Genomic DNA, 20,366 nt, shown 5'->3' with positions numbered 1-20,366 from the left:
GGTCATGTCTTTTGCAGTTTTCTTGCTCTTTTACTCCGCAAAGAGCTCGCCATGAGACTTGAAGCCGCTGGTCATCACTTTGAATGGGCAACCATCCGCAATGACCTTGAGTCTCTGCAAAGAGTTATTGTGGAAGATAATGGTCGAAGACTTGCACTTCGTACAAGAAGTCATGGCGTATGTGGAAAAATATTCAAGGCTGTTGGTGTGGCCATGCCACAGGCAATTTGCGAAACATAAAAAAGAGCGTTTTGGGAAAACAGGATAACAGGTGGTGCCAAAGGTTTGTTATTGCTTTTTATCGCATTGAATTCATTGGATTATTAAAATTGGACTGTAGAAGATGAGCCTGAAAATCAGGTGGAAAGGGCAAAACGTTTCCTTCAGAACGCAGGAGCCAAAGAAATTGTGTGCTGGAATACGGAAACGGGGGAGGGGCTTGAGGGGATACGGGCGCTGGTGTGTTCGGATTGTTTCCCTGACTCAGGGGGAGAGAGGTGAGAACAGGTGCTTTACCGTTACAGCAGGAATCCCATCGATCCTGCGCTGAAGCATGGGATCGGTGGCTGAAGCAAGGTGGGCATCCAGATGACTTTTCGGCCCCCTCTTTTCTGTTTCAGTCCTTTTTTCTGGCATTATAAATAACGCCACCTTTTCTGCTGTAGCTTTCCAGCACATCCCGGCCTTCTTTTTCCATGAAATGCCGGATCACCCTGATCCCCGCATTCTCCAGATAGGCATAGGAGGCATCAAAAACCGGGCCTTCATCAAAACCGATGGATCGGGCATTTTCCGCACTTGCAGCACAGACCACACGGCTGACACCGCTCCAGAGGATGGCCCCCAGACACATGGCGCAGGGTTCACAGGAGGTGAAGAGCTCCCGCGTTTTTCCCGGTTCATAGAGGGTAAAAGACCCCAGGGCTTTCTGGGCCATCATGATGGCTACCATCTCGCCATGCAGGGTGGCATTGTTCAGGGGAAAAACCCTGTTGACGCCCACCCCCAGCAACCTGCCGCTTTCCTGATCAAAAATGGCCGATCCAAAGGGCCCCCCCGTATCCTGATTCACATTTTCTGTGGCAAGACGGAGGGCAAGGGCCATTTTTTCTTTATCGGAATCATACCTTTTTTCCACATCCACAAGAGCATTAACCCATGGGGGAAGCTCCACCACAACAACCTGCTGCACGGGGCCTGTAGTCTTCATGGTTTTCATTCTTTTTTATCGTAAAGGGGGTCGGATCCATTTGTGTAAGATCCCCTGCACCCGCAGACCGGATTTTTCCGCTGGAGTGTCGAGGAAGGGATGGGCTTTGCCGCTGATGCCGTCGAGAAGAGCAATCTTACCCCTGACCATATTTTTGCGTTCAAGGTTTGCCCGAAAACCGGACATGCTGACTGGTACATGCGAGAAATTCGTGAGCACCATCTGTGCCGTATCTATATTTCACATGCAACCGTCGCAGGCACTAAAGTCAGGGTAAGCATAAATCCGATCTTCTTTCATTCGAAACTTTACCGAGCACATCATGCAGGGCCAGGCAAACCACATGCGGCCAGTCAGGTTATTCATTCCCCAGTTCCGTTTTTTTGTTTCCACAAATCTTTCAGTCACAAAGGGTGGAACCGCCCAGGCGTCACTTGTCAGATAGGGGGGCCTGACGTTCTGCAAGAGCCAGGTGCTACCGAAGGCCACAGGACCCTGTACCAGGCTCAACTTTACCAATTCCTCGGGGTGTTTTTCCCTAAGGTCAAACACGAGTTCGCCTTTCCAGCAGTCCAAACCGTCTTTTTGGCCAGAGTAGGTTATAGTCGATTTATTATCATTAACAGTCCATATGTCACTCAGCGCTTCAATGGAAAATGGCACGATGGCGCCATCACTGATTGGATTGGTCGAGTTCAGGTAGCCACTCTTTTTTTCTTTGAAGGTTTTCGTCTCACCCGGAGCCAAATCGTATGTGGGAGTCTTATATCCGCTTTGAGTCTCAAAAGGAACGCCCCGAAGCGAGATCCTTGCTGGCATTGTCGGGTGTGCGTTATGCACTTCATACCACACATAAGCGGTTTCTTCTGCTTTCACTTTGACCATATTACTTTTTACATACGCATTGTATACAAGTTCTTGAGACAGCTCGCACGAACCTGCACATTTTCTCACTTCCGTCCCGGCATAGACCACCGGGGCATACCCCGTAAACCATTGAGTAAGGTACGATTCCACTTTCAGAGTTTGACAGCAATCATAGTGCCCCATATCAAAGGCAGACATCCAAAAGAAGTACGTCGTATCTGACTTGCCATCAATGAACCACATTTGGTTATCATTGATGCATGTAATAGCAATTTTTCTGTAACCAGTATCCTTTTCATGGTTTGTCGACGGTGAATATATGGCCACCGCAAAACCTACATGGGCAGTACACGTTTGAAAATACGCCTTGTCTTCCCATCTGGGATTGTCCAGTTCACTTCCCAAGAGAGGTTGATCACCCGGCGCCGGCTCCGGAAGAGGGAATTTGATAAATATATCATCATTGGATCCATAGGGATCTACAGACGATTCTTCACTGGAACAGCTCACAAAGAGAAGCAGCATAATAAAGAGAAGCAACATAATAAGGGGATGTTTGCGTAGCATTTTTCTACCCTAGCATATGTGTCAGAAATTTTTATATTTTCTTTCCAATTGTTATAAACTTTAAGCATGCTGTCATCTCACTAAATCAACTGTATTTTGATGTGCAGTTTTTTTTTCTTTTTGCTGCAACTGAACCGACAATCTGGTACATTCCTTCCTCTGCTAAAACCGCAATAAAAAATATCAGGGGCATATTTGCAAACAGCATAAGAAATATTAGCCCAGCGAAGACTGTACATCGAAATTCAAACCACTTTATGTATATTTTAGTTAAAACTGCTGATTTGTTTGCATCTATAGATAGTTTGAGGGTATCTGCACTATCATTTCCTATTTCGTCAATAAATGATGTTGTTACTATTACAGCAAGTGTTATGATATTTACATGAAGCAATCCTTTTGTGCCAAGAAGAGTTACTCCTATAAAAATTATTGCAGTACAAAGAGAAAATGCGAAATTATCAATTTTACCGGCTATAATGACAGAAATCACAATTCCAATATAAATAGCGGCAGCATATTCATTCAGTGCTATGACTAGACAAAATACAAGTCCTGTCAGTACAGAAAAAAACAGAGCAAGTTTTTTGTTAAATACATTATCGTCATAAACCGAATCAATATATTTCAAGCTTCCGCCTATGTATGTAGAAAACAGTATGAAAAATATGTCCAATATCATTATGATATTTATCCCATTTTTTGAATTACAAAACAAAAGAATATACTCAAATTCATGGCTTATCCGGGAAAAGCGTACTTGAGATGCTCCGGCTGCCTTGAGCGGAACAAATACTTTGAAAGGACTATGCATCCTAAACTGAGCGATTTTATGTAGAAGGACGAAGTGGGTGTCCTGTGGTAGTTATCCTGTGGTAGTTAGGCACAGCGAGAAAATGGGGTGTCGCCTTTTTTCCTGAATCAATTATTCTGGCGTTGCCAAGGAAGTGTCAGCCCATGAATCCATAGCTCATGTTCACTGATATCAATTTTGTTGTCCCATACAACGGCATATCCGCCCTGTTCAACCTGTACTGCCTTGAAAAATGCCAGATTTTTTAAGGCTGAAAAATTTTCTTTATCCAGCAGGGGGGTGACATCATACTTTTTCTTTTGCCTGTTATCAAACTCAACCAGCAAAATATGATTGTCCAGCGCAGAGACGGATAAGATTTTTGGATATTTCATAGCATCACTCCAGCGATGGTAGTTTTCGAAACTCCTGCTTCTCCCACATAAGCATCAAATCTTTTTTGTGAAGGGCTGCCCATTCAGTGACCAGTTTTACAGCTCTGCCTGGCAGGTCACCTTCCAGCATTTCAAGGGTATCGATACTGAAAAGGCCAATATATTCACCATAAATTGCGTGAAAATGTGGTGGGGGATGATCGCCGAAGAAGAGCTTGATAATGATTCCATAAAACCTTGCAATTTCAGGCATTTTTTAGTCCATTTGTAGAGATTTTTAATTTTTTGCCAAAGACAGAGTGAGTGTACTGTGGTGGTTGTATCCAACAAAAATCATGCAGCATCAAAAAACACCTCAGCCCTGGCACCTCTCATACAACGCAGACCTCTGAGTTTGCAATGCATTTTTAAAACTTCCGGATCTCCCACGGCGGTGCCGAACTGCTCTAAAAGGGTATTCATGGAAGATACAAAAACGGCAGCATCCAGGCCTAAGCGTTTGAGAAGGGGAGGGGCCTTCCGGCAGATACTTCCCCGTTTTTTGCGCTTAAGCTGTCTTCCTGTCCAGTCCACAAGCTCTGCATATTCATGGAATCCGAAGGGAATGGCAAAAGCCATATCCGTAAGATCATCAAAGGGGGCAAGGGAAGCTCTCGGTTTTTCCTGCTGACTATCCGGGGATGCATCCCGTGGTGTGACGGAAGGCTGAGAAGAACAGGCATCCGCATCCTTTGCCTTAAGGGCATCCAGCCTTTCTTTGATGGACGTAAAATCTGAAGTTTCAGGGGTTTCGGCCATACCCGCACGGACAGGGTTGAGATCCACATAGGCCATGGCTGCCAGAATGGCCTTTTCATCGAGAAGGGCCTGGCTTTTGAAACGTCCCTCCCAGAATCTGCCGGAAATCCCTTCCTCCTGATTGGCTTTTCTTGCAATGGATTCATTGAGAAGGCGCATGAACCAAGAAACATCATAAAGGCGGCTTCGGTAGAGGCCTGCCAGCTCATTGAGCCTGAGCTGATCCGATGCGCTCAGGTCTTCGGTTTCTGAAAGGTAACGCCTCACCACATCCGGCCCCTTGAAAAGCCGTGTCCAGCGGGTGAAGACTTCACGATCCGACCAGGAAAGGGCACGGTTCTCATCCACACGCAGCACGATGTGGTAGTGGTTGCTCATGACCGCATAGGCCGCCATATCAATGGAAAAGATGGCCGAAAGCTCCATGATGCGCTCCGCAATCCAGCCCCGTCGGTGGTCAAAGTCCATACCGGACTGTTTGTCCTTGCCACAGAGAAAGGCCCTGCGGACACAGCGGCAGACGCAGTGATACCATGGGGTGCTTTCAAGGCTGATGAGGGTGGAACGAGGGCAGGTCATGGAGGCACTCCTGGAAAGATAGGATTTTGTTTTTAAAGGGAAAATTAGGAGATTTTGGAATGGAGGTCAAGGACGAAGTGGGTGTCCTGTGGTACTATAACGCTGCTATTCAGCCGCGCGGCTTTTTGCGTCGGCTGTAATAGCCTTGTTATAAGTCAATTGCACACCACAAACACTCTCCGCTCGACTTATCTATGCTGAAGTTCCCGCACTCTTCACATTCAATTTTTGAAATTCCAGTAGTGTAACCACATACGATGCATTCCATTTCATCGCATGTGCTGTTCTTTCTTTGCAAAGTTTTAATAAAAGGGTCGGTCCATTTAGAATCGAAGAATTCACAATGCAAAAATTTTTTATAGCAGTTAGTACACGTTTCAGAGAGAGATTTTTTGTCATATTTAAAAAATCGCTTTGCATTTGATGGCGACAATTTATCAATTACTAATGATATTTCACGATGAATTTCCAAATGTATATATGCATCATGCTCTTCAGCAGAACCTATTTTTACACCATGCTCAGGTGAACGATTCAAAAAACTAGTTCGAGAGCTAATCCAGCAGTTTTTACCTACAAGATACTCATGCCCTTGCAGTATTGAAATAGATAGATCAGTTGGTTCAATAGATAGTTTCTTATCAACGGTATGCATGATTTTGTTTCTCATTAACCTCATATCGTTAAACCACTGCCGAAATTCATCACCAAGTCTTTCGGACGAGAAGGTATTATGCACTTTCAATAAATCTTGAGCATCTAAGGTCCTGAACTCAGTAAAACTGATATTTTCTGAATCGCTTCTTTTAGGTAGCATTCGAGGTTCAGAAGAAATTAATAAATACGGAGATATAGATAAAATCTTGGCTTTTAAATAAAACTCCACAGCATGCTGTACCATAGCTGTGGCAGCTGTCAATTCAGGCTTAGCGTAAAGCCAGTACCTTTCTTTTTCCAATTGCTTGGTTTCTATATCCTCTAAAACCACGTGATATTCAAGCAACTTCGTTAAACTATTCCATGCGCTATTAATCAAATTTTCAGCTGCAATTTGAAAATCATTTTCACTTGGAACATCAACTATCATGTGGAATTACCTTTGACTTATAACGCCGCGCTCTGCGGCAAATTTGGAGCGCAGCGGAAAATTTGTCCGACAGCAGCGTTTTGTTAGATTTTCTTGGTTCGGTACTCAATTTCCACAACAAACTTTGTTGCAGCGGCAACTACAATTGCGTCTTTCATGGTGATATTGGGCTCGGTTGTACTGCCATGGCCAGATAAAGGCATTTTATTGCGTAGGTTATATATGTTGCCGACGACATTTTTTATTTCCTCTGGAAGGGATGATTCTTTTTTATATTTCTCAATAAAGCTTCCCAATGTTTGATTAGCTAAATTGTCATCCCCGAGAACATCCTTGGCCATTGTTTCAAGTATATTGGATGCGGCATGTAGAACACCCGAAGGATCATTGTTTTCTAAACAATTTTCCATGCGACCAATCAAAACCACAACATTTGAATGCGCCAGCCGGTCAAACTTTCCAATCCCTTTTGAGTTGAAATCATCGACTTGATTGTAAACAGTACATTCCAAAAAATGGCACGCCGTTAGAAACTGCCACTCATGTCGCCAATCATTTTTAATATTTTCTCTTTCGGCAATTCTTTGACCGCAGTCTTTATCAATTTCGTCCACATATCTTGACAGGTAGCTGGCGTAATACCGGAAATATGTATTAGTAACTTCCGGACAGAAATTCGAGAATGAACTCGACCTCCCTTCTGAACCACTAACTTCAGTGTCTTCCTCTGCGATGACTGGTGCCAAGCCTGACTGCTCCCAAAATTGATTCAACTCTATCTTTTTAGCATTACTTATAGAAGTGATCATTTTAACTTCACCAAGCATATATATGCTTGCATAATATCGATGGCATTTGTGTACATTTGCATACGGACACGAACAGGGGACGCCCGCTTCTGCGCTTTTCGCCCTATACCATGAAGAATCAGGAACGGTTATAGGCATCGCTCGTGCTCCTTTGAAAATCTAACAGTGCAATAAGTGGAAATTTTCCATGTTATCCGTCCCTATATCTGGACAATTTTCCGTTTATTCTGGTATTAAAGGGCAAAACATGGAAAACTGTATCCCGTCTTTACCCATCCATCAAGAAAAAAATCTGATTTTCCATTTATCCTGATATCAGAGGTCAAAACATGGAAAAAGGGACGAAATTCAGACCCGATCCGAATCTGAGGCTTATGGATCAGGTTCGTTCGGTTCTTCGCTACCATCACTATGCTTATAGTACGGAAAAGACCTACTGCCACTGGATTTTGCGCTACATTCGCCACTTTGGCGGAAAAACCCACCCCAAGGTCCTTTCCGCAAGCCATGTGGAAAGTTTCTTATCCCATCTCACGGTGCATGACAAGGTTTCGGCATCCACACAGAAACAGGCCCTGAACGCCCTGGTATTTTTGTATAAACAGGTTATGGACATTCCCATAGAAGGCGAAATCGCCCCTGTGCGGAGCAAACGGAAAACAAGTCCTCCCACGGTCATGACCCAGTCTGAGGTGCAGCGTTTCCTTGCCGTCATTCCGGGTACCCACGGACTCATGGCAAAGCTATTGTATGGCAGTGGCCTGCGCCTTATGGAATGCATCCGCCTGAGGATCAAAGATGTGGATTTTGAGCAGGGGCTGATTTTTGTTCGTGGCGGGAAGGGGGGAAAGGACAGAACAACGGTTCTGCCCCGCAGTCTCGGGGGGGAGCTTCATGCCCATGTGGAGCGTGTGAAGGTGTTGCATGGCAGGGATCTGGAAGCGGGGTTTGGTGAGGTCTATGTGGAGGAAGCACTGTCCCGTAAATATCCAAAGGCCGCCAGGGAAACCGCCTGGCAGTGGGTGTTTCCTGCAAGACAGATCAGCACCGACCCCCGATCCGGCAGGCAGATGCGACACCATGTGCTGGAATCAGGTTTGCAGAAGGCCGTGAAGCGGGCCGCTCTGGAAGCGGGGATTTTTAAGAAGGTGGGCTGTCATACCCTGCGCCACAGTTTTGCCACCCACATGCTGGAAAAAGGGGTGAATATCCGTGTGCTTCAGGAGCTTATGGGCCATGCCGATGTGAAGACCACGGAAATTTATACCCATGTGATGTCAAGGGATATCCAGGGACTGATCAGTCCCCTGGATTGTATGTGATTCTCATTTTGGGCCTGTTTTTATTGCCCCCATGCGGGTGCATGGAGGCATGATTCTGAGGTGTCCCGGAATTTTTTTCCCCCACCCCCGGCCCCTCTCCCAGTGGGAGAGGGGAGAAAAGCAGGGGTTGATTTTGTACGTGAAGGGGTAGGGGCAGGCACAGGGGCCTGCCCCTACAGGGGAATTATACCCACTCTCCACTACACTTAGGGGTAAGGATGAATCCAAAGGGAGAGGGGCGGTAAAACCATAAACAAGCTGATTCTCTCTTAAAACCTTATTCCTTCTTCCGCATCTCCCTTAAAATCTCCGCCATATGGCAGACCCGCATCCGGGAGGCGTGTTTGTCCATGCCGCCGGAAATCTGCATGACGCAGCCGGGGCAGTCCGTTACCACAATGTCCGCCCCCGTGGCCTCAAGGTTGGCCACCTTGCGGCGGAGAAGCTGCTCGGACACTTCCGGGAAATCAACGGAATAGGAACCGGAGAAGCCGCAGCACACATCTTCATCCGCAGCCGGGATATAGTCAAGGCCTGCAATCCGCATCAGATCCCTTGGTTCTTCCACCACATCGAGCCCCCGGCAGAGATGGCAGGGTGCGTGGTAGGCCACCTTCTTGCCGCTCACACGGAAATCCTCCGCCGTCACCTTCAGCACCTTGACCATGAAGGAGGAGAAATCAATGATCTTTTCTTCGAGTTTTCTCACCCTTTCAGGCACCTCGTTTTCCTTCTGCAACAGCTTGGGATAATTCTCCTTGATGTGGGAGCCGCAGGAGGCGCAGAGGGTGAGGATATAATCGTACTTTTCCGTGTCCAGGGCTTTCAGGTTCTGTTCGGCCACTTCCTTGGCGGTTTCGTTTTCCGCCATCATGAGAAGGGGCAGGCCGCAGCAGGTCTGCTCCATGGGAAGGTCCACATCCACGCCATAGCTGGCAAGAAGGGTGACGGCATCTTTTGCCTGCTGGGGATAGATGAAATCCTGGGCACAGCCTGCAAAAAGGGCCACTTTGAGTTTCGGGTTTTTGACCACGGGCTTGAAGGTGCTCCACTGATCCCGCAGAGGATGTTTGGCCAGAACGGGGATGGTGCGGAAATCGTGCTTGCGGCCAAAAATGGTGGGCAGATGCCGGATTTTCGGGCCGTCGGCAATGGGAGCCTGGGCCATCCATGCGTTCTTGAGCAGGGTGTGGAAGAGTTTGCGATTGCCCATAACCCGGGCGAGCAGGCGGTTTCTTAGAGGCCGCTTGCCGTCTTCGTCCATGACTTCCCGGTACACCTTTTTAATGAGGTAGGGGAGATCGATCTTGGCGGGGCAGACCACCTTGCAGCTCTGGCAGTTGAGGCAGTTTTTCACGATGGCGCGGGCATTGTCTCTCCCATGGTAGAAGAAGGTGAGGATGAGACCGATGGCGCCAATGTACACATGGCCGTAGGTGTGACCGCCGAGGATGCGGTAGATGGGGCAGACATTGGCGCAGGCACCGCAGCGGATGCAGCGCAGTACTTCGGAAAACACAGGGTCTTTGGCAAGGGCCAGACGGCCATTGTCGAGAAAGACGATGTGCCGGGTTTTGACCTCTTTGTCCGATGCGCCGCAGGGCGGCTGGCCCTTGATCCAGGTCACATAGGAGGTGAGGCCCTGACCCGTGGCGTTCCGGGTGAGGGCCTTTAAGGCCGTGAGGGCGGTTTTGAGATCCGGGATAAGCTTGTCCACACCGGCAAGGGTGACATGCACCCGGGGCAGGGTGGTGGTGAGCCGGGCGTTGCCCTCGTTGGTGACAATGCCGATGGCTCCGGAGTCGGCCATGGCGAAGTTGGCTCCGGAGATGCCCATGTCCGCCTCGATGAAGCGGGGACGGAGCTGTTTTCTCGCCACCTTCACGAGCTTGTCAATGTTCTCCGGGTCCTGTTTTTCTCCGGATACGCCGGTGAAAAGATCGCCCACCTGATAGCGGGACAGATGGATGGCGGGCATGACCATGTGGGAAGGGCCTTCGTGGCGGAGCTGGATGATCCATTCCCCAAGGTCTGTTTCCGTGACCGTGAGGCCCTGTTTTTCCAGATGATCGTTGAGAAAGGTTTCCTCAGCGGTCATGGATTTGGATTTCACGATGGTTTTTACATTGTTTTCCTTTGCGATGGCCGCAATGATGGCATTGGCCTCCTGAGCGGTTTTCGCAAAATGCACCTTCACCCCGTCGGCTTCCGCATGACGGGTGAATTCTTCCAGCAGTTCCTCAAGCCGTGGCAGGGCCGCACCTTTGGCGCAGGCGATTTCCTCCCGCAGCCCCTCAAGATCCATGCCGCTGAAGGCCTTGGCTCTGGAAGCCTTGTAGCTGACGGCAAAGTTGTTGAGGGTGGTCTGGAGAAATTTTTCCTTTAAGGTGGCACGGATCTGATCCGTGTAGTCCTTCATGTTCTGGGGGGTTTTAATCATTGGCTTTTTCCTCCTTGCAAAGGATGTGCAGGAATTCAGGCCCGTGGACGCCAATGCTCAACACCCGTTCAATGTCTGCGGTACGGCTGGGGCCGGTGATGAAGGCCATGTAGGCGGCCCCCTTTTCCTTGAGAGCCGCGTCCAGATGGGGGGCAAGCTCATCCGTTGTGGGGAAGAGGGTGGCGGGGTTGAAAACACAGACATGGGTTTCCGCCAGCATGGTGGCGATGCGCAGGTTCTCATCGGCAGAGCGCAGCACCAGCGTTCCCGTCTGGGCGATGCCCCAGAGGGCAGGGGTCAGCCCTGTGTGGATACCCGTGAGATGCGGCCTGAAAGGCGGCTCCAGAACGGTGATGTCCCTCGCTTTGGCCTTTTCCTTTAAATCCGGAAGAAGAATGGCAAGGGATGCTTCGTCAAAACCCGCAAGGGCGATGGTCTTTCCGCCCTGGTCGGCGGTGAGATTCACGGTATAGGTCGCAACAGCCTCAAGGCTTTCCACGGTGCTGACCACGGCCTGCACCAGCTCCGCCTTTTCCTTAAACTGTTGCATCAAGGGAGTGTTTTCCATGGTGTCTCCTCAAGGTGATTTCCTGAAATGGAACCACCTGATGGCACCCTCTCCCTCTGGGAGAGGGCCGGGGTGAGGGTTCAGATTGATGGGACATTCAATCCCCGAAATATCCTAAAGCCCTTCGGCGTAAAGTTCGATGCTGTGTTTCACCCGCACGGCATCCCCCTTGCGGGAAAGCATGTCCGTAAGCTGCATCATGCAGGCAGGGCAGCCCGTGGCCACGATGGCCGCCTGGGTCGCCACAATGTTGTCGCGCTTTTTCAGGCCGATCTGGGTGGAGGTCTCATAGTGCTGGAGGTTGAAACTCCCACCGGAGCCGCAGCAGGTGTTGGCATCCTTCATTTCTTTGATGCTGTATTTTCCGCTGGCCTGGATCAGGGCGCGGGGCTGGGAGAAAACGCCTAAGGATTTTCCAAGGTGGCAGGGATCATGGAAGGTGACGGCTTCCTTGCCCGTGGCTTCTTTGGCGCGAACGCCCACCTTGTCCACAAGAAACTGGTTGATGTCCATCACTCTGGCACTGAAGGCTTCAATGTCCCGTTTTTCCTTCATACCGAGATTTTCCGCCATCATGGGCCAGACCTTTTTCAGGGTGGCGGTGCAGGTGGCGCAGGGGGTGACCAGCACGTCAAAGCTTTTACCGGAAAAACAGTCGAGGTTGTGACGAAGAAGCTTTTCAAAGGATTGCGTGTCTCCGGAAGCAAGGGCCGGCATACCGCAGCAGGCCTGATTTTCCGGGAGAAACACGCCGACACCGTGATGCTTTAAGGCTTTGAGCACGGCCTCGCCGATGCCGGTGTACATTTTGTCCACAAGGCAGCCCGGATAAAAGGCCACCCGCAGTCCGGAGCTTCCCGCTGGGGTGTCGAGGAAGGGATGGTCTTTGCGGAAGGGTTTTGCCGCAAGGGGAACGATGTGACGGTTTCCCAGAATGGCGGAGAGCATGGGCGCGCAGGAGGTGCCATGGTAGGCATTGGCCTTTTTGGTCATGATCCCCTGGAATTTCGAGCCCATGTCCACAAGGCGGTTGAACAGCTCCGGGTGGGTGAGGGTGCCCCGGAAAATGGCCTTTTTCACGGGAGAAAGGCCGGAATATTCCGTAAGGGCTGCACGGGCTTTCAGGAAGATGTCCGTGGCCTTGACCCCGCTGGGGCAGTTGGCGGAGCAGGAGCCGCAGAGCAGGCATTTTTCAAGTTTGCATTTGACGCCTTCGGCATCGTGGATGAGCTGGTGGCTGAGGCCGTCGAGAAGGGCGATCTTGCCCCTGGCCACATCCCCCTCGTTCAGGGTCTGGGCAAAGACCGGGCATACGGACTGGCACATGCCGCAGCGCATGCACCCGGCCAGCATGTCGTCAATTTCCTTGAGCAGGGTATGTAAGCGTTTCAGATCCCCCATGGTGTCAGCCTCCGATGATCTTGCCGGGATTGAGGATGTTTTTCGGATCCACGGCACGTTTGATTTTTCTGGAAAATTCGATGGAACCCCTTCCTACTTCCTTTTCCATGAATCCGGCCTTGGCAAGGCCGATGCCGTGTTCTCCGGAAAGGGTTCCGCCCATGCCAAGGGCCAGCTCGAAGATTTCTTCAATGCCCTTTTCCACCCTGTGCCATTCTTCGCGGTTGCGTTTGTCGCAGAGGATGGTGGGGTGCAGGTTGCCGTCGCCCGCATGGCCGAAGGTGCCGATGGTGAGTTTGTGTTTAGCTGCAATGGCATCCAGGCCGCGCACCATGTCGGGGATGCGGCTTCTGGGAACGGTGGCATCTTCCAGTACCGTGGTGGGCCGGAGTTTGGCAAGGGAGGAAAGGGCGGCCCTGCGGGCTTCCCAGACCTTGTTGCGTTCTTCCGCCGTCTGGGCCACCTGGATGCGGGTGGCGCCGTTGGCCTTGCAGATGGTTTCCACCTCTGCGGCTTCGTCTTCCACCTGGGCCGGATGTCCGTCCACTTCGATGAGCAGAAGGGCCTTGGCTTCCGTGGGAAGCCCTGCCTTGGCAAAGTCTTCTACCGTGCGGATGGTGAAGTTGTCCATGAATTCCAGGGTGCAGGGAATGATCTTGGCGGCGATGATGGCGGCCACGGTTTCAGCGGCCTGATCCACGGAATCGTAGATGGCCATCATGGATCTGGACGCCTTTGGCGGCGGTACCAGCCTGAGGGTGATCTGGCTATAGACTCCGAAGCATCCTTCGCTGGCCGTCATCAGCCCTGCGAGGTTGAAGCCTGTGACGCATTTCACCGTTTTGGAGCCCGTGCGCACATGGCTGCCTGTGGCATCATAAAATTCCATGCCCATGACATAATCCTTGGTGACCCCGTATTTGAGTCCCCTGAGACCGCCCGCGTTTTCCGCCACGTTGCCCGCAATGGTGGAGACGGCCTGGCTGCCCGGATCGGGAGGATAGAAAAGCCCTTTTTTCCCCACTTCCGCAGCCAGCTGGGCGGTGATGACACCGGGCTCCACAATGGCGTACATATCCGCTTCATTGATTTCGATGATGCGCTGGAGACCGTTGGTGAGCATCACAAGCCCTCCCATGGAGGGAATGGTGCCGCCGCTTAAGTTGGTGCCTGCTCCCCTGACGGTGACGGGAATGCCGTTTTCGTTGCAGAGCTTTAAAATGGCGCCGATATCCTCGGTTTTTCTCGGCCTCACCACAAGGCCGGGCAGCACCGGAGCCAGAACCGCAGCGTCATAGGCGTAGTTCATGCGGTCGGTTTCGCTTTCCATGACATTTTCCGCGCCCAGAAGGTCTTTGAAGGCACTGACAAGGGAATTTTTTTTCATGGGGATCACTCTCCATCGGGCTTATGGATTCGAGGAGTGAGGTTCCAGAAGGTTCTGAACCTCGGGCTTCGGTTCCATAAGCCCGCATTGCGGTTTGGGTTGGGGTGCTCCCTTTTAAGGGAGCACCCGTTTTTATAAAGATCAGAAGGTTGCGGGGAAAAGTACGTAGCAGAACAGAAGTCCCATGATACCAACAATGAGACCATAAAGGGCCATGGGAATCATGGTACGGCGGATGATTTCCCCTTCCATACCCACAAGACCGACGGTGGCGGAAGCGGCCACGACGTTGTGCACGCAGATCATGTTGCCCATGGCGCCGCCCACACCCTGAAGGGCGGTGACGATTTCACGGCTGGCGCCGATGGTGGTGGCCAGACCATACTGGAAGTCTGCGAAAAGCAGGTCAGAGACGGTGTTGGAGCCGGTGATGAAGGAGCCTAAGGCTCCCACGTAGGAGGCGAAAAGGGGCCAGCTCTGACCGGCAACAGCGGCAACGGCCGTGGCCATGGAAAGGGGCATGGAGTGGTAGCCCAGGGGATTGGTCGCGGACTGCTTCATGATTTCTACAAGGGCTACGGCGAAAAGCATGGCGATGGTGGGGTTTTTCATGCGGATAAAGCTGTCTTTCCAGGCTTTGGCCGCTTTTTCCGCAGGAATTCTGTGCAGGAAGATGGTGATGAGGGCCACCAGCATGAAGGGAACGACACCGGGCAGGTAGAGGGGCGTCATGGAGAAGTTCACGGTTTCATAGCCGAGGATGTGGACAAAACTGATCTTCCAGCTGCTGACCATGGCCTTGAAGGGCAGGGTGCCGATGCGGGTGAGAACCAGAATACCTGCGATGAGCACATAGGGCAGCCAGGCCATGAACTGGCTCATATGGGCTTTAAGATTGGTGGATCCGACTTCAATCTCGCCCATCCATTCCTTTTCCCAGGTACTGCGTTCTCCGAATTCCCACACGGTTTCAGGCATGAAAAGCCCTTTTTTGGCGGCCGTCACCACAATCCCAAGACCGATAAGACCACCGATGAGGGAGGGAAATTCCACGCCCACAAGAAAGGCGGTGAGCAGGTAGGGTACGCTGAAGGCAAAGGAGGCAAAGAGGGCGAATTTCCATGCACCAAGACCTTCACTCCAGGATTTGTTTTTACCGAAAAAGCGGGTGAGGAAGCAGACCAGGAAAAGGATCAGTCCCAAGGCGATGATGGCGTGCATGATAGCGGCCCACTGCCCTACGTGCATCAGAAAGCCGTCGAAGGTGGTGAAGCCGATGTTCTCCCCTGCGGCGATGGCGGCATCTACGGGGGTTTTGAGGTTTTTGAACCCGAACCATACGGGCGTACCCACAGCACCGAAGGTGACGGGAACGGAGTTGGAGACAAGACAGACGCAGACGGCGGCGAGTGCGGGAAATCCAAGGCCGAGAAGCAGGGGAGCTGCAATGGCTGCCGGGGTGCCGAAGCCCGCCGCTCCTTCAATGAAGGCACCGAACATGAAGGCAATGATGATGGTCTGGATACGCCGATCCCGGGAGATACCCATGAAACCATGGCTGATGGTTTCCATGGCCCCGCTGGCCTGCATGGTATAGAGAATGATGATGGCACCGAAGACAATGATAAGCACGTTGATGGCGCTGCCGAAGCCTGAGAGGGTGGCGGCAGTGATAAAGCCGACATCCATTTTCCAGACGCTCATGGCGAGAAGGGCACAGACGGCCCAGGCCAGGGGCATGGCCTTGGTGGCGGGCCAGCGCATGCCAACCATAAGAACCAGTACGATGGCGATGGGGATAAAAGCGAGCAGAGCGAGCATTCCGATGGACATCACAGGCCTCCTTGATGAAAGACGGTTCAGGGGATTCGGGGATCCCTGAGAGCAAAGGGTAAAGGATGCACTCCGGGGGCGTTCAGGACGGGGAAGGGGGGGGAGTCCTGAACACCGGAACATCGTTTTTCTTTCGGGCGACGCTTCACCCGGAGTGGTATCCGCAGGTGGCTTTAGCGAGATCTGTGCCACTTCATAAAAAGGTTCTTTTTTCAGATGTTTGTGTTTTTGCCACCTGCTTTTTCTGAAAAACATCTGTTTTACCGGGTCTGAAAAAGAGGAATGCGATTCCGTGAGAAGAGTTTTCGTTTTGCATTGTCGAACATAATGGGGGCAGGTATGGGATGTCGGAAAAAAGTCCGGAAAATCGGAGTACCGGAAAAGGACGTTATTCTCCATGGGCGGATTTTGTGAAAATCTGCTAAGGTCTGAAAAAAAGAGCGGGAACGGTATGGAACAGGCAGGATCTGGGGAGCTGTTTTTTTTAATATAAAAACGGAAGAGGTCGGCCTATGATTCGGGGCTGGATGAAAAGAACGGTGCTGCTGGCTGTATCCTGTGTCTTGCTGATGCTTTCCGCAGAGGCGGAAGATCTGAAAAAGCGGGTGGTACACCTCAATTCCTATGAAGACGGTTACCTCTGGTCGGACAGCCTTCTTGAGGGACTGCGGGATGCTCTGGGAGAGACACCCTTTGCCGTGGATCTCCATGTGGAATACATGGATACCAAGCGATATGCGGAAGAAGGGCTGCGCGCCCGTCTTCTGGATCTTTACCGGTATAAATATTCGGATCTTGTCATTGATGCGGTGGTGGTTTCCGATGATTATGCCTTTGATTTCATCCTCGAATACGGAGAGGCCCTTTTTCCGGGTGTGCCGGTGGTGTTCTGCGGGGTCAACGATTATAAGCCTTCCCGCATTGCCGGAATAAAAGGGATAACGGGGGTGGCCGAGAGCTTCCGGACTGCGGAAAACATGGAACTGGCTCTGCGTCTTGTCCCTTCGGTGCGGCGCATGGTGGTGGTGGGGGATGAGTCCTTTACCGGAGGTGCCACCATGTCCGTGATCCGTCAGGTGGCACCTCAGTTTGAAGGGCGGCTGGACATTGAATACTGGTCGGATCTGGATATGGAAACCATCCTCCATGCGGTCAGCCGTTTGCCCAGAGATACCTTTATTTTTTATGTCCCCCACTACCAGTATCTGAAGGGGAGTTTCTACAGTGCCGCAGATATTCTGGAGCGTATCTGTGCCGAGGCCAGTGTCCCCGTATTCACCTTCTGGGAGTTTCTCATGGGTTCCGGTGCGGTGGGAGGGGAGCTGACCAGTGGCTACCATCATGGAAAGATGGCAGGGGAGATGGTGGCCGCTATCCTGAAAGGTGAAGATCCTGCCCGTATTCCCGTTGTTACGGAGGATCCCTTTGTTCTTCTTTTTGATTATGCAGCCCTGAAACGCTGGAATCTGGACATGAAAAAACTGCCTGCTGGCAGTCTTTTCATTAACGAACCCCGTCATTTCTACGAGTTGAACCGGGAGGTTTTCTGGACCCTTGTGGGCAGCATGGTGTTGCTTTCCTGTGTGCTCCTGCTGCTGGTGTTCAATATCAGCCGGAGAAAGGTGGTGGAGGAGAAAATCAAGGATCAGCTTTCTTTCCTGCGGATTCTCATGAACACCATTCCCATTCCCATTTATTTCAAGGACAGATCCGGTCGTTTTCTTGGCTGCAACAACAGTTTTGAAACCTGGTTCGGTGTGCAGGTACGGAATCTTGTGGATAAGGGGGATGCGGTCTTGCAGGGCCGTCATCCCATCCGTCTTTCAGATGAGGTGGATGAGGCCCTTTTCCAGGAGCCTGGGGTCAGGGTATATGAAAACCGCATCCATGATGTTTCCGGTGTTTATCGCCATGTGATTCTTACCAAGGCCACCTATCTCAATGCACGGGGGGAGGTTCTGGGGCTGGTTGGGGTGATCAACGACGTCCATGCCATGAAAACCGCAGAGGAAAATCTCCGTATGGCAGAGGAACGTTACCGGAGTATCTTTGAAAATGCCTCCAAGGGAATCTTTATTGCCAGCCCCGAAGGGTGCCTCACCCACATGAACCGGGCCTTTGCCCAGATCCTTGGGTATGGGGATGAGGTGGAGGCCATGGAGAAGACCGGAGGTCTGCTGGAATTTCACTATGTGGATCCGGAAAACCGGAAAGTCTTCTGGGAAATCCTCTTATCCGGACGGGATGTTTCCGGATTTGAGGCTGCCTTTTATACAAAAGACGGAAAAAAACGCTGGGCCTCCCTCAATGCCAGGGCCGTATACGATGGGGATGGGCGCATGGTGCATGTGGAGGGGATTGGTGAGGACATCACCAAACGGAGGCAGGCGGAAATGGCCCTCATGGAATCCCGCCAGCGGCTCTGGCTGGTACTGGACAATATTCCCCAGCTGGTGTTCTGGCAGGATCGGGAGCTGCGTATCATGGGGATGAACCGCAGCTCTGCGGTTTTTTTCGGACTGGAAAACGGCCCAAGGGTTATCGGAAAGACCCTGTTTGAACTGCTTCCCGACAGGGACGATGCTGCCCTGCTTACGGAGAGAGCGGAGCAGGCGCTTCAGCAGCGGGAAGCCGTATCCCGTTTCAAGTGCCGGATACACGATGGCCGGAGCCGGGGGGTCTGGCTGGAAATCAACAAGGTTCCCCTTGTGGGTGCCGATGGTCTGGTGAACGGAGTGCTCACCTGTGCCGAAGACATTACCCGCAGGGTCAGTCTGGAACGTCAGCTGCTGCAAAGTCAGAAAATGGAGGCTCTTGGCAGGCTTTCAGGCGGTATAGCCCATGATTTCAATAATATCCTGACATCGATGATCAATTCTGCGGAGCTGGCCATGGAGGATTTTCCCGAGGACAGCCAGGGCAGAAAGGATCTGGAGCGGGTCTTGCGGGCCGGAGAACGGGCCAGCCATATGATCAAGAAGATTCTTGCTTTCAGTCGTCCGGGTAAGGAAGAATTTCAGTGCGTGAATCTGGGGGTCGTGTTGCAGGAAGGTCTGGATCTGCTGCGGGCTTCTGTTCCGGGCCATATTCGCCTTGTAACAGATTTTTCCGGTGCAGAAAACCTGACCTGCATGGCCGATCCCACCCAGATGCATCAGGTGCTGATGAATCTCTGTACCAATGCCCTTCAGGCCATGGGGAATCAGGCCGGTATTCTGAAGGTTCGCCTGGAGGTACTGCACCTGAATGAGGCAGACGCCCTTGCTCTGGGAGTCTGTCCCGGAGATTTTGCCCTGTTGACGGTTCTGGATAATGGGCCGGGCATTGAAGCCGGAGTGCTGGATAAGATTTTCGATCCTTTTTTCACCACAAGGGAAAAGGGGGGCGGGAGCGGTCTGGGGCTGTCCATGGTTCATGGAATTGTCAAGGCCCACGGTGGTGCGGTACAGGTGAGCAGTCTGCCAATGGAGCATACGGCCTTTGAGGTGTATCTCCCCCTTGAGGGTCGGGGAACCCATGTCCGGGGGATCTGTGACGAGGGGGCGGGGCAGGGTTGTGAACGGCTTCTCTTTGTGGAGGATGATCCGGATCAGCGGGAGACGGTACCCCGGATACTGAGGCGTCTCGGTTACCGGGTGATTGTGGCGGCAACGGCGGATGAGGCGCTTTTCCGTATGGAGTCTGCTGAAAAAAGTTTTGATCTCGTTCTGACGGACTATGATATGCCGGGAACGGACGGTCTTACCCTGGCGGCCCGTCTGGAAAGCATGAGTCCGGATCTTCCCGTGGTTCTTGTTACCGGTGGCGGGATGGCGGAAACCTTTGAACCCCGTGCCAATGTCCGTGCCGTGGTTTCCAAGCCCTACAGCCGGGATGTGCTCAACCGTGTCATCCGGAATGTATTGGATACCGGAACCTGTTGAATCCGGTAATGTTGAAAGGTTGACACATAGTACCTAGAATACTAATCTTTGTTTAGTTTTATTTATAAACACAAACAGAGAGGCGCAATGGAATTTTTCCCAAGCCGGATTGCTGCAAAGATGCTGGGAGTTCATCCCAACACCTTGAGAAAATGGGCAGACAGCGGCAAGATCCGGTTCATCAAGTCAGAATCAGGCCAGAGGCGTTACGATGTCAGGGGTTTTGTCGGGGAAGGAGAAAAGCATGAAACCATCTGTTACTGCCGGGTCTCCAGCCCGAAACAAAAAGATGATCTGCAAAGACAGGTCGAGTTCATGCAGAAAAAATACCCCGAAGCGGAAATCATCAAAGACATCGGAAGCGGAATCAATTTCAAACGAAAAGGT

16 protein-coding genes and 1 pseudogene are annotated in these 20,366 nt (G+C 51.4%); 4 read left to right on the top strand and 13 right to left on the bottom strand.

Annotated features, from left to right (window positions below):
• A pseudogene (locus BR04_RS16495) lies at nucleotides 1-240 on the top strand (IS1634 family transposase); the annotation flags it as partial.
• A 376-nt stretch (nucleotides 241-616) separates the two neighbouring features.
• Here BR04_RS16495 and BR04_RS16490 read toward each other — a convergent pair.
• From BR04_RS16490 to BR04_RS16455, 8 genes are all read right to left on the bottom strand, one after another.
• A complete protein-coding gene (locus BR04_RS16490) occupies nucleotides 617-1,210 on the bottom strand; it encodes a nucleoside deaminase (protein ID WP_496357124.1) in 594 nt (197 codons plus the stop codon).
• Between the two features lie 240 nt (nucleotides 1,211-1,450).
• Nucleotides 1,451-2,644 carry a hypothetical protein gene (locus tag BR04_RS16485; RefSeq protein WP_496357123.1) on the bottom strand — a complete coding sequence of 398 codons (1,194 nt, stop codon included), beginning with the start codon at nucleotides 2,642-2,644 and terminating at the stop codon, nucleotides 1,451-1,453.
• Between the two features lie 85 nt (nucleotides 2,645-2,729).
• Nucleotides 2,730-3,275 carry a hypothetical protein gene (locus BR04_RS16480; RefSeq protein ID WP_496357122.1) on the bottom strand — a complete coding sequence of 182 codons (546 nt, stop codon included), beginning with the start codon at nucleotides 3,273-3,275 and terminating at the stop codon, nucleotides 2,730-2,732.
• Nucleotides 3,276-3,565: 290 nt separating this feature from the next.
• Nucleotides 3,566-3,832: a DUF2442 domain-containing protein gene (locus tag BR04_RS16475; RefSeq protein WP_496357121.1), complete on the bottom strand. Its 267-nt coding sequence runs from the start codon at nucleotides 3,830-3,832 to the stop codon at nucleotides 3,566-3,568.
• 4 nt (nucleotides 3,833-3,836) lie between these two features.
• On the bottom strand, nucleotides 3,837-4,085 hold the full coding sequence (locus BR04_RS16470; protein ID WP_496357120.1) for a DUF4160 domain-containing protein: 249 nt from the start codon (nucleotides 4,083-4,085) through the stop codon (nucleotides 3,837-3,839).
• An 80-nt stretch (nucleotides 4,086-4,165) separates the two neighbouring features.
• Nucleotides 4,166-5,209 (bottom strand): transposase, encoded by a 1,044-nt coding sequence (locus BR04_RS16465; protein WP_496357119.1) that lies wholly within the window; start codon nucleotides 5,207-5,209, stop codon nucleotides 4,166-4,168.
• Between the two features lie 148 nt (nucleotides 5,210-5,357).
• Nucleotides 5,358-6,296, bottom strand: coding sequence for a hypothetical protein (locus tag BR04_RS16460; RefSeq protein WP_496357118.1), 939 nt, complete (start codon nucleotides 6,294-6,296; stop codon nucleotides 5,358-5,360).
• A gap of 83 nt (nucleotides 6,297-6,379) precedes the next feature.
• Nucleotides 6,380-7,243 carry a hypothetical protein gene (locus tag BR04_RS16455; protein ID WP_496357117.1) on the bottom strand — a complete coding sequence of 288 codons (864 nt, stop codon included), beginning with the start codon at nucleotides 7,241-7,243 and terminating at the stop codon, nucleotides 6,380-6,382.
• Between the two features lie 191 nt (nucleotides 7,244-7,434).
• Here BR04_RS16455 and BR04_RS16450 point away from each other — a divergent pair, with 191 nt between their 5' ends.
• The gene (locus tag BR04_RS16450; RefSeq protein ID WP_496357116.1) at nucleotides 7,435-8,427 is read left to right on the top strand and encodes an integron integrase; all 993 of its coding nucleotides are present in this window, start codon (nucleotides 7,435-7,437) and stop codon (nucleotides 8,425-8,427) included.
• A 277-nt stretch (nucleotides 8,428-8,704) separates the two neighbouring features.
• Here the strand turns inward: BR04_RS16450 and ldhH are convergent, their stop codons facing one another.
• From ldhH to BR04_RS16425, 5 genes are all read right to left on the bottom strand, one after another.
• Nucleotides 8,705-10,867: an L-lactate dehydrogenase (quinone) large subunit LdhH gene (gene ldhH / locus BR04_RS16445; RefSeq protein ID WP_496357115.1), complete on the bottom strand. Its 2,163-nt coding sequence runs from the start codon at nucleotides 10,865-10,867 to the stop codon at nucleotides 8,705-8,707.
• Nucleotides 10,860-11,435, bottom strand: a complete 576-nt coding sequence (locus BR04_RS16440) for a LutC/YkgG family protein (RefSeq protein ID WP_496357114.1) — start codon at nucleotides 11,433-11,435, stop codon at nucleotides 10,860-10,862. Before BR04_RS16440 ends, ldhH begins: the two co-directional genes overlap by 8 nt.
• A 114-nt stretch (nucleotides 11,436-11,549) precedes the next feature.
• Nucleotides 11,550-12,836: a (Fe-S)-binding protein gene (locus BR04_RS16435; protein WP_496357113.1), complete on the bottom strand. Its 1,287-nt coding sequence runs from the start codon at nucleotides 12,834-12,836 to the stop codon at nucleotides 11,550-11,552.
• 4 nt (nucleotides 12,837-12,840) lie between these two features.
• Entirely contained in the window at nucleotides 12,841-14,223 is a 1,383-nt protein-coding gene (locus BR04_RS16430) for an FAD-binding oxidoreductase (protein ID WP_496357112.1), read from the bottom strand.
• Between the two features lie 141 nt (nucleotides 14,224-14,364).
• Complete coding sequence (locus BR04_RS16425) at nucleotides 14,365-16,056, bottom strand: L-lactate permease (protein WP_496357111.1); 1,692 nt, start codon at nucleotides 16,054-16,056, stop codon at nucleotides 14,365-14,367.
• A 512-nt stretch (nucleotides 16,057-16,568) separates the two neighbouring features.
• On the opposite strand from BR04_RS16425, the gene BR04_RS16420 reads away from it, so the two are divergent.
• On the top strand, nucleotides 16,569-19,979 hold the full coding sequence (locus BR04_RS16420) for an ABC transporter substrate binding protein (protein ID WP_496357110.1): 3,411 nt from the start codon (nucleotides 16,569-16,571) through the stop codon (nucleotides 19,977-19,979).
• Between the two features lie 87 nt (nucleotides 19,980-20,066).
• On the top strand, nucleotides 20,067-20,366 hold a 300-nt coding region (locus tag BR04_RS16415; protein ID WP_496357109.1), incomplete at its 3' end, for an IS607 family transposase.

Source organism: Desulfobotulus sapovorans DSM 2055, from assembly GCF_059569355.1.
Note: the sequence above shows the minus strand (reverse complement) of the source record. Positions and strands in the feature narration are given on the sequence as shown.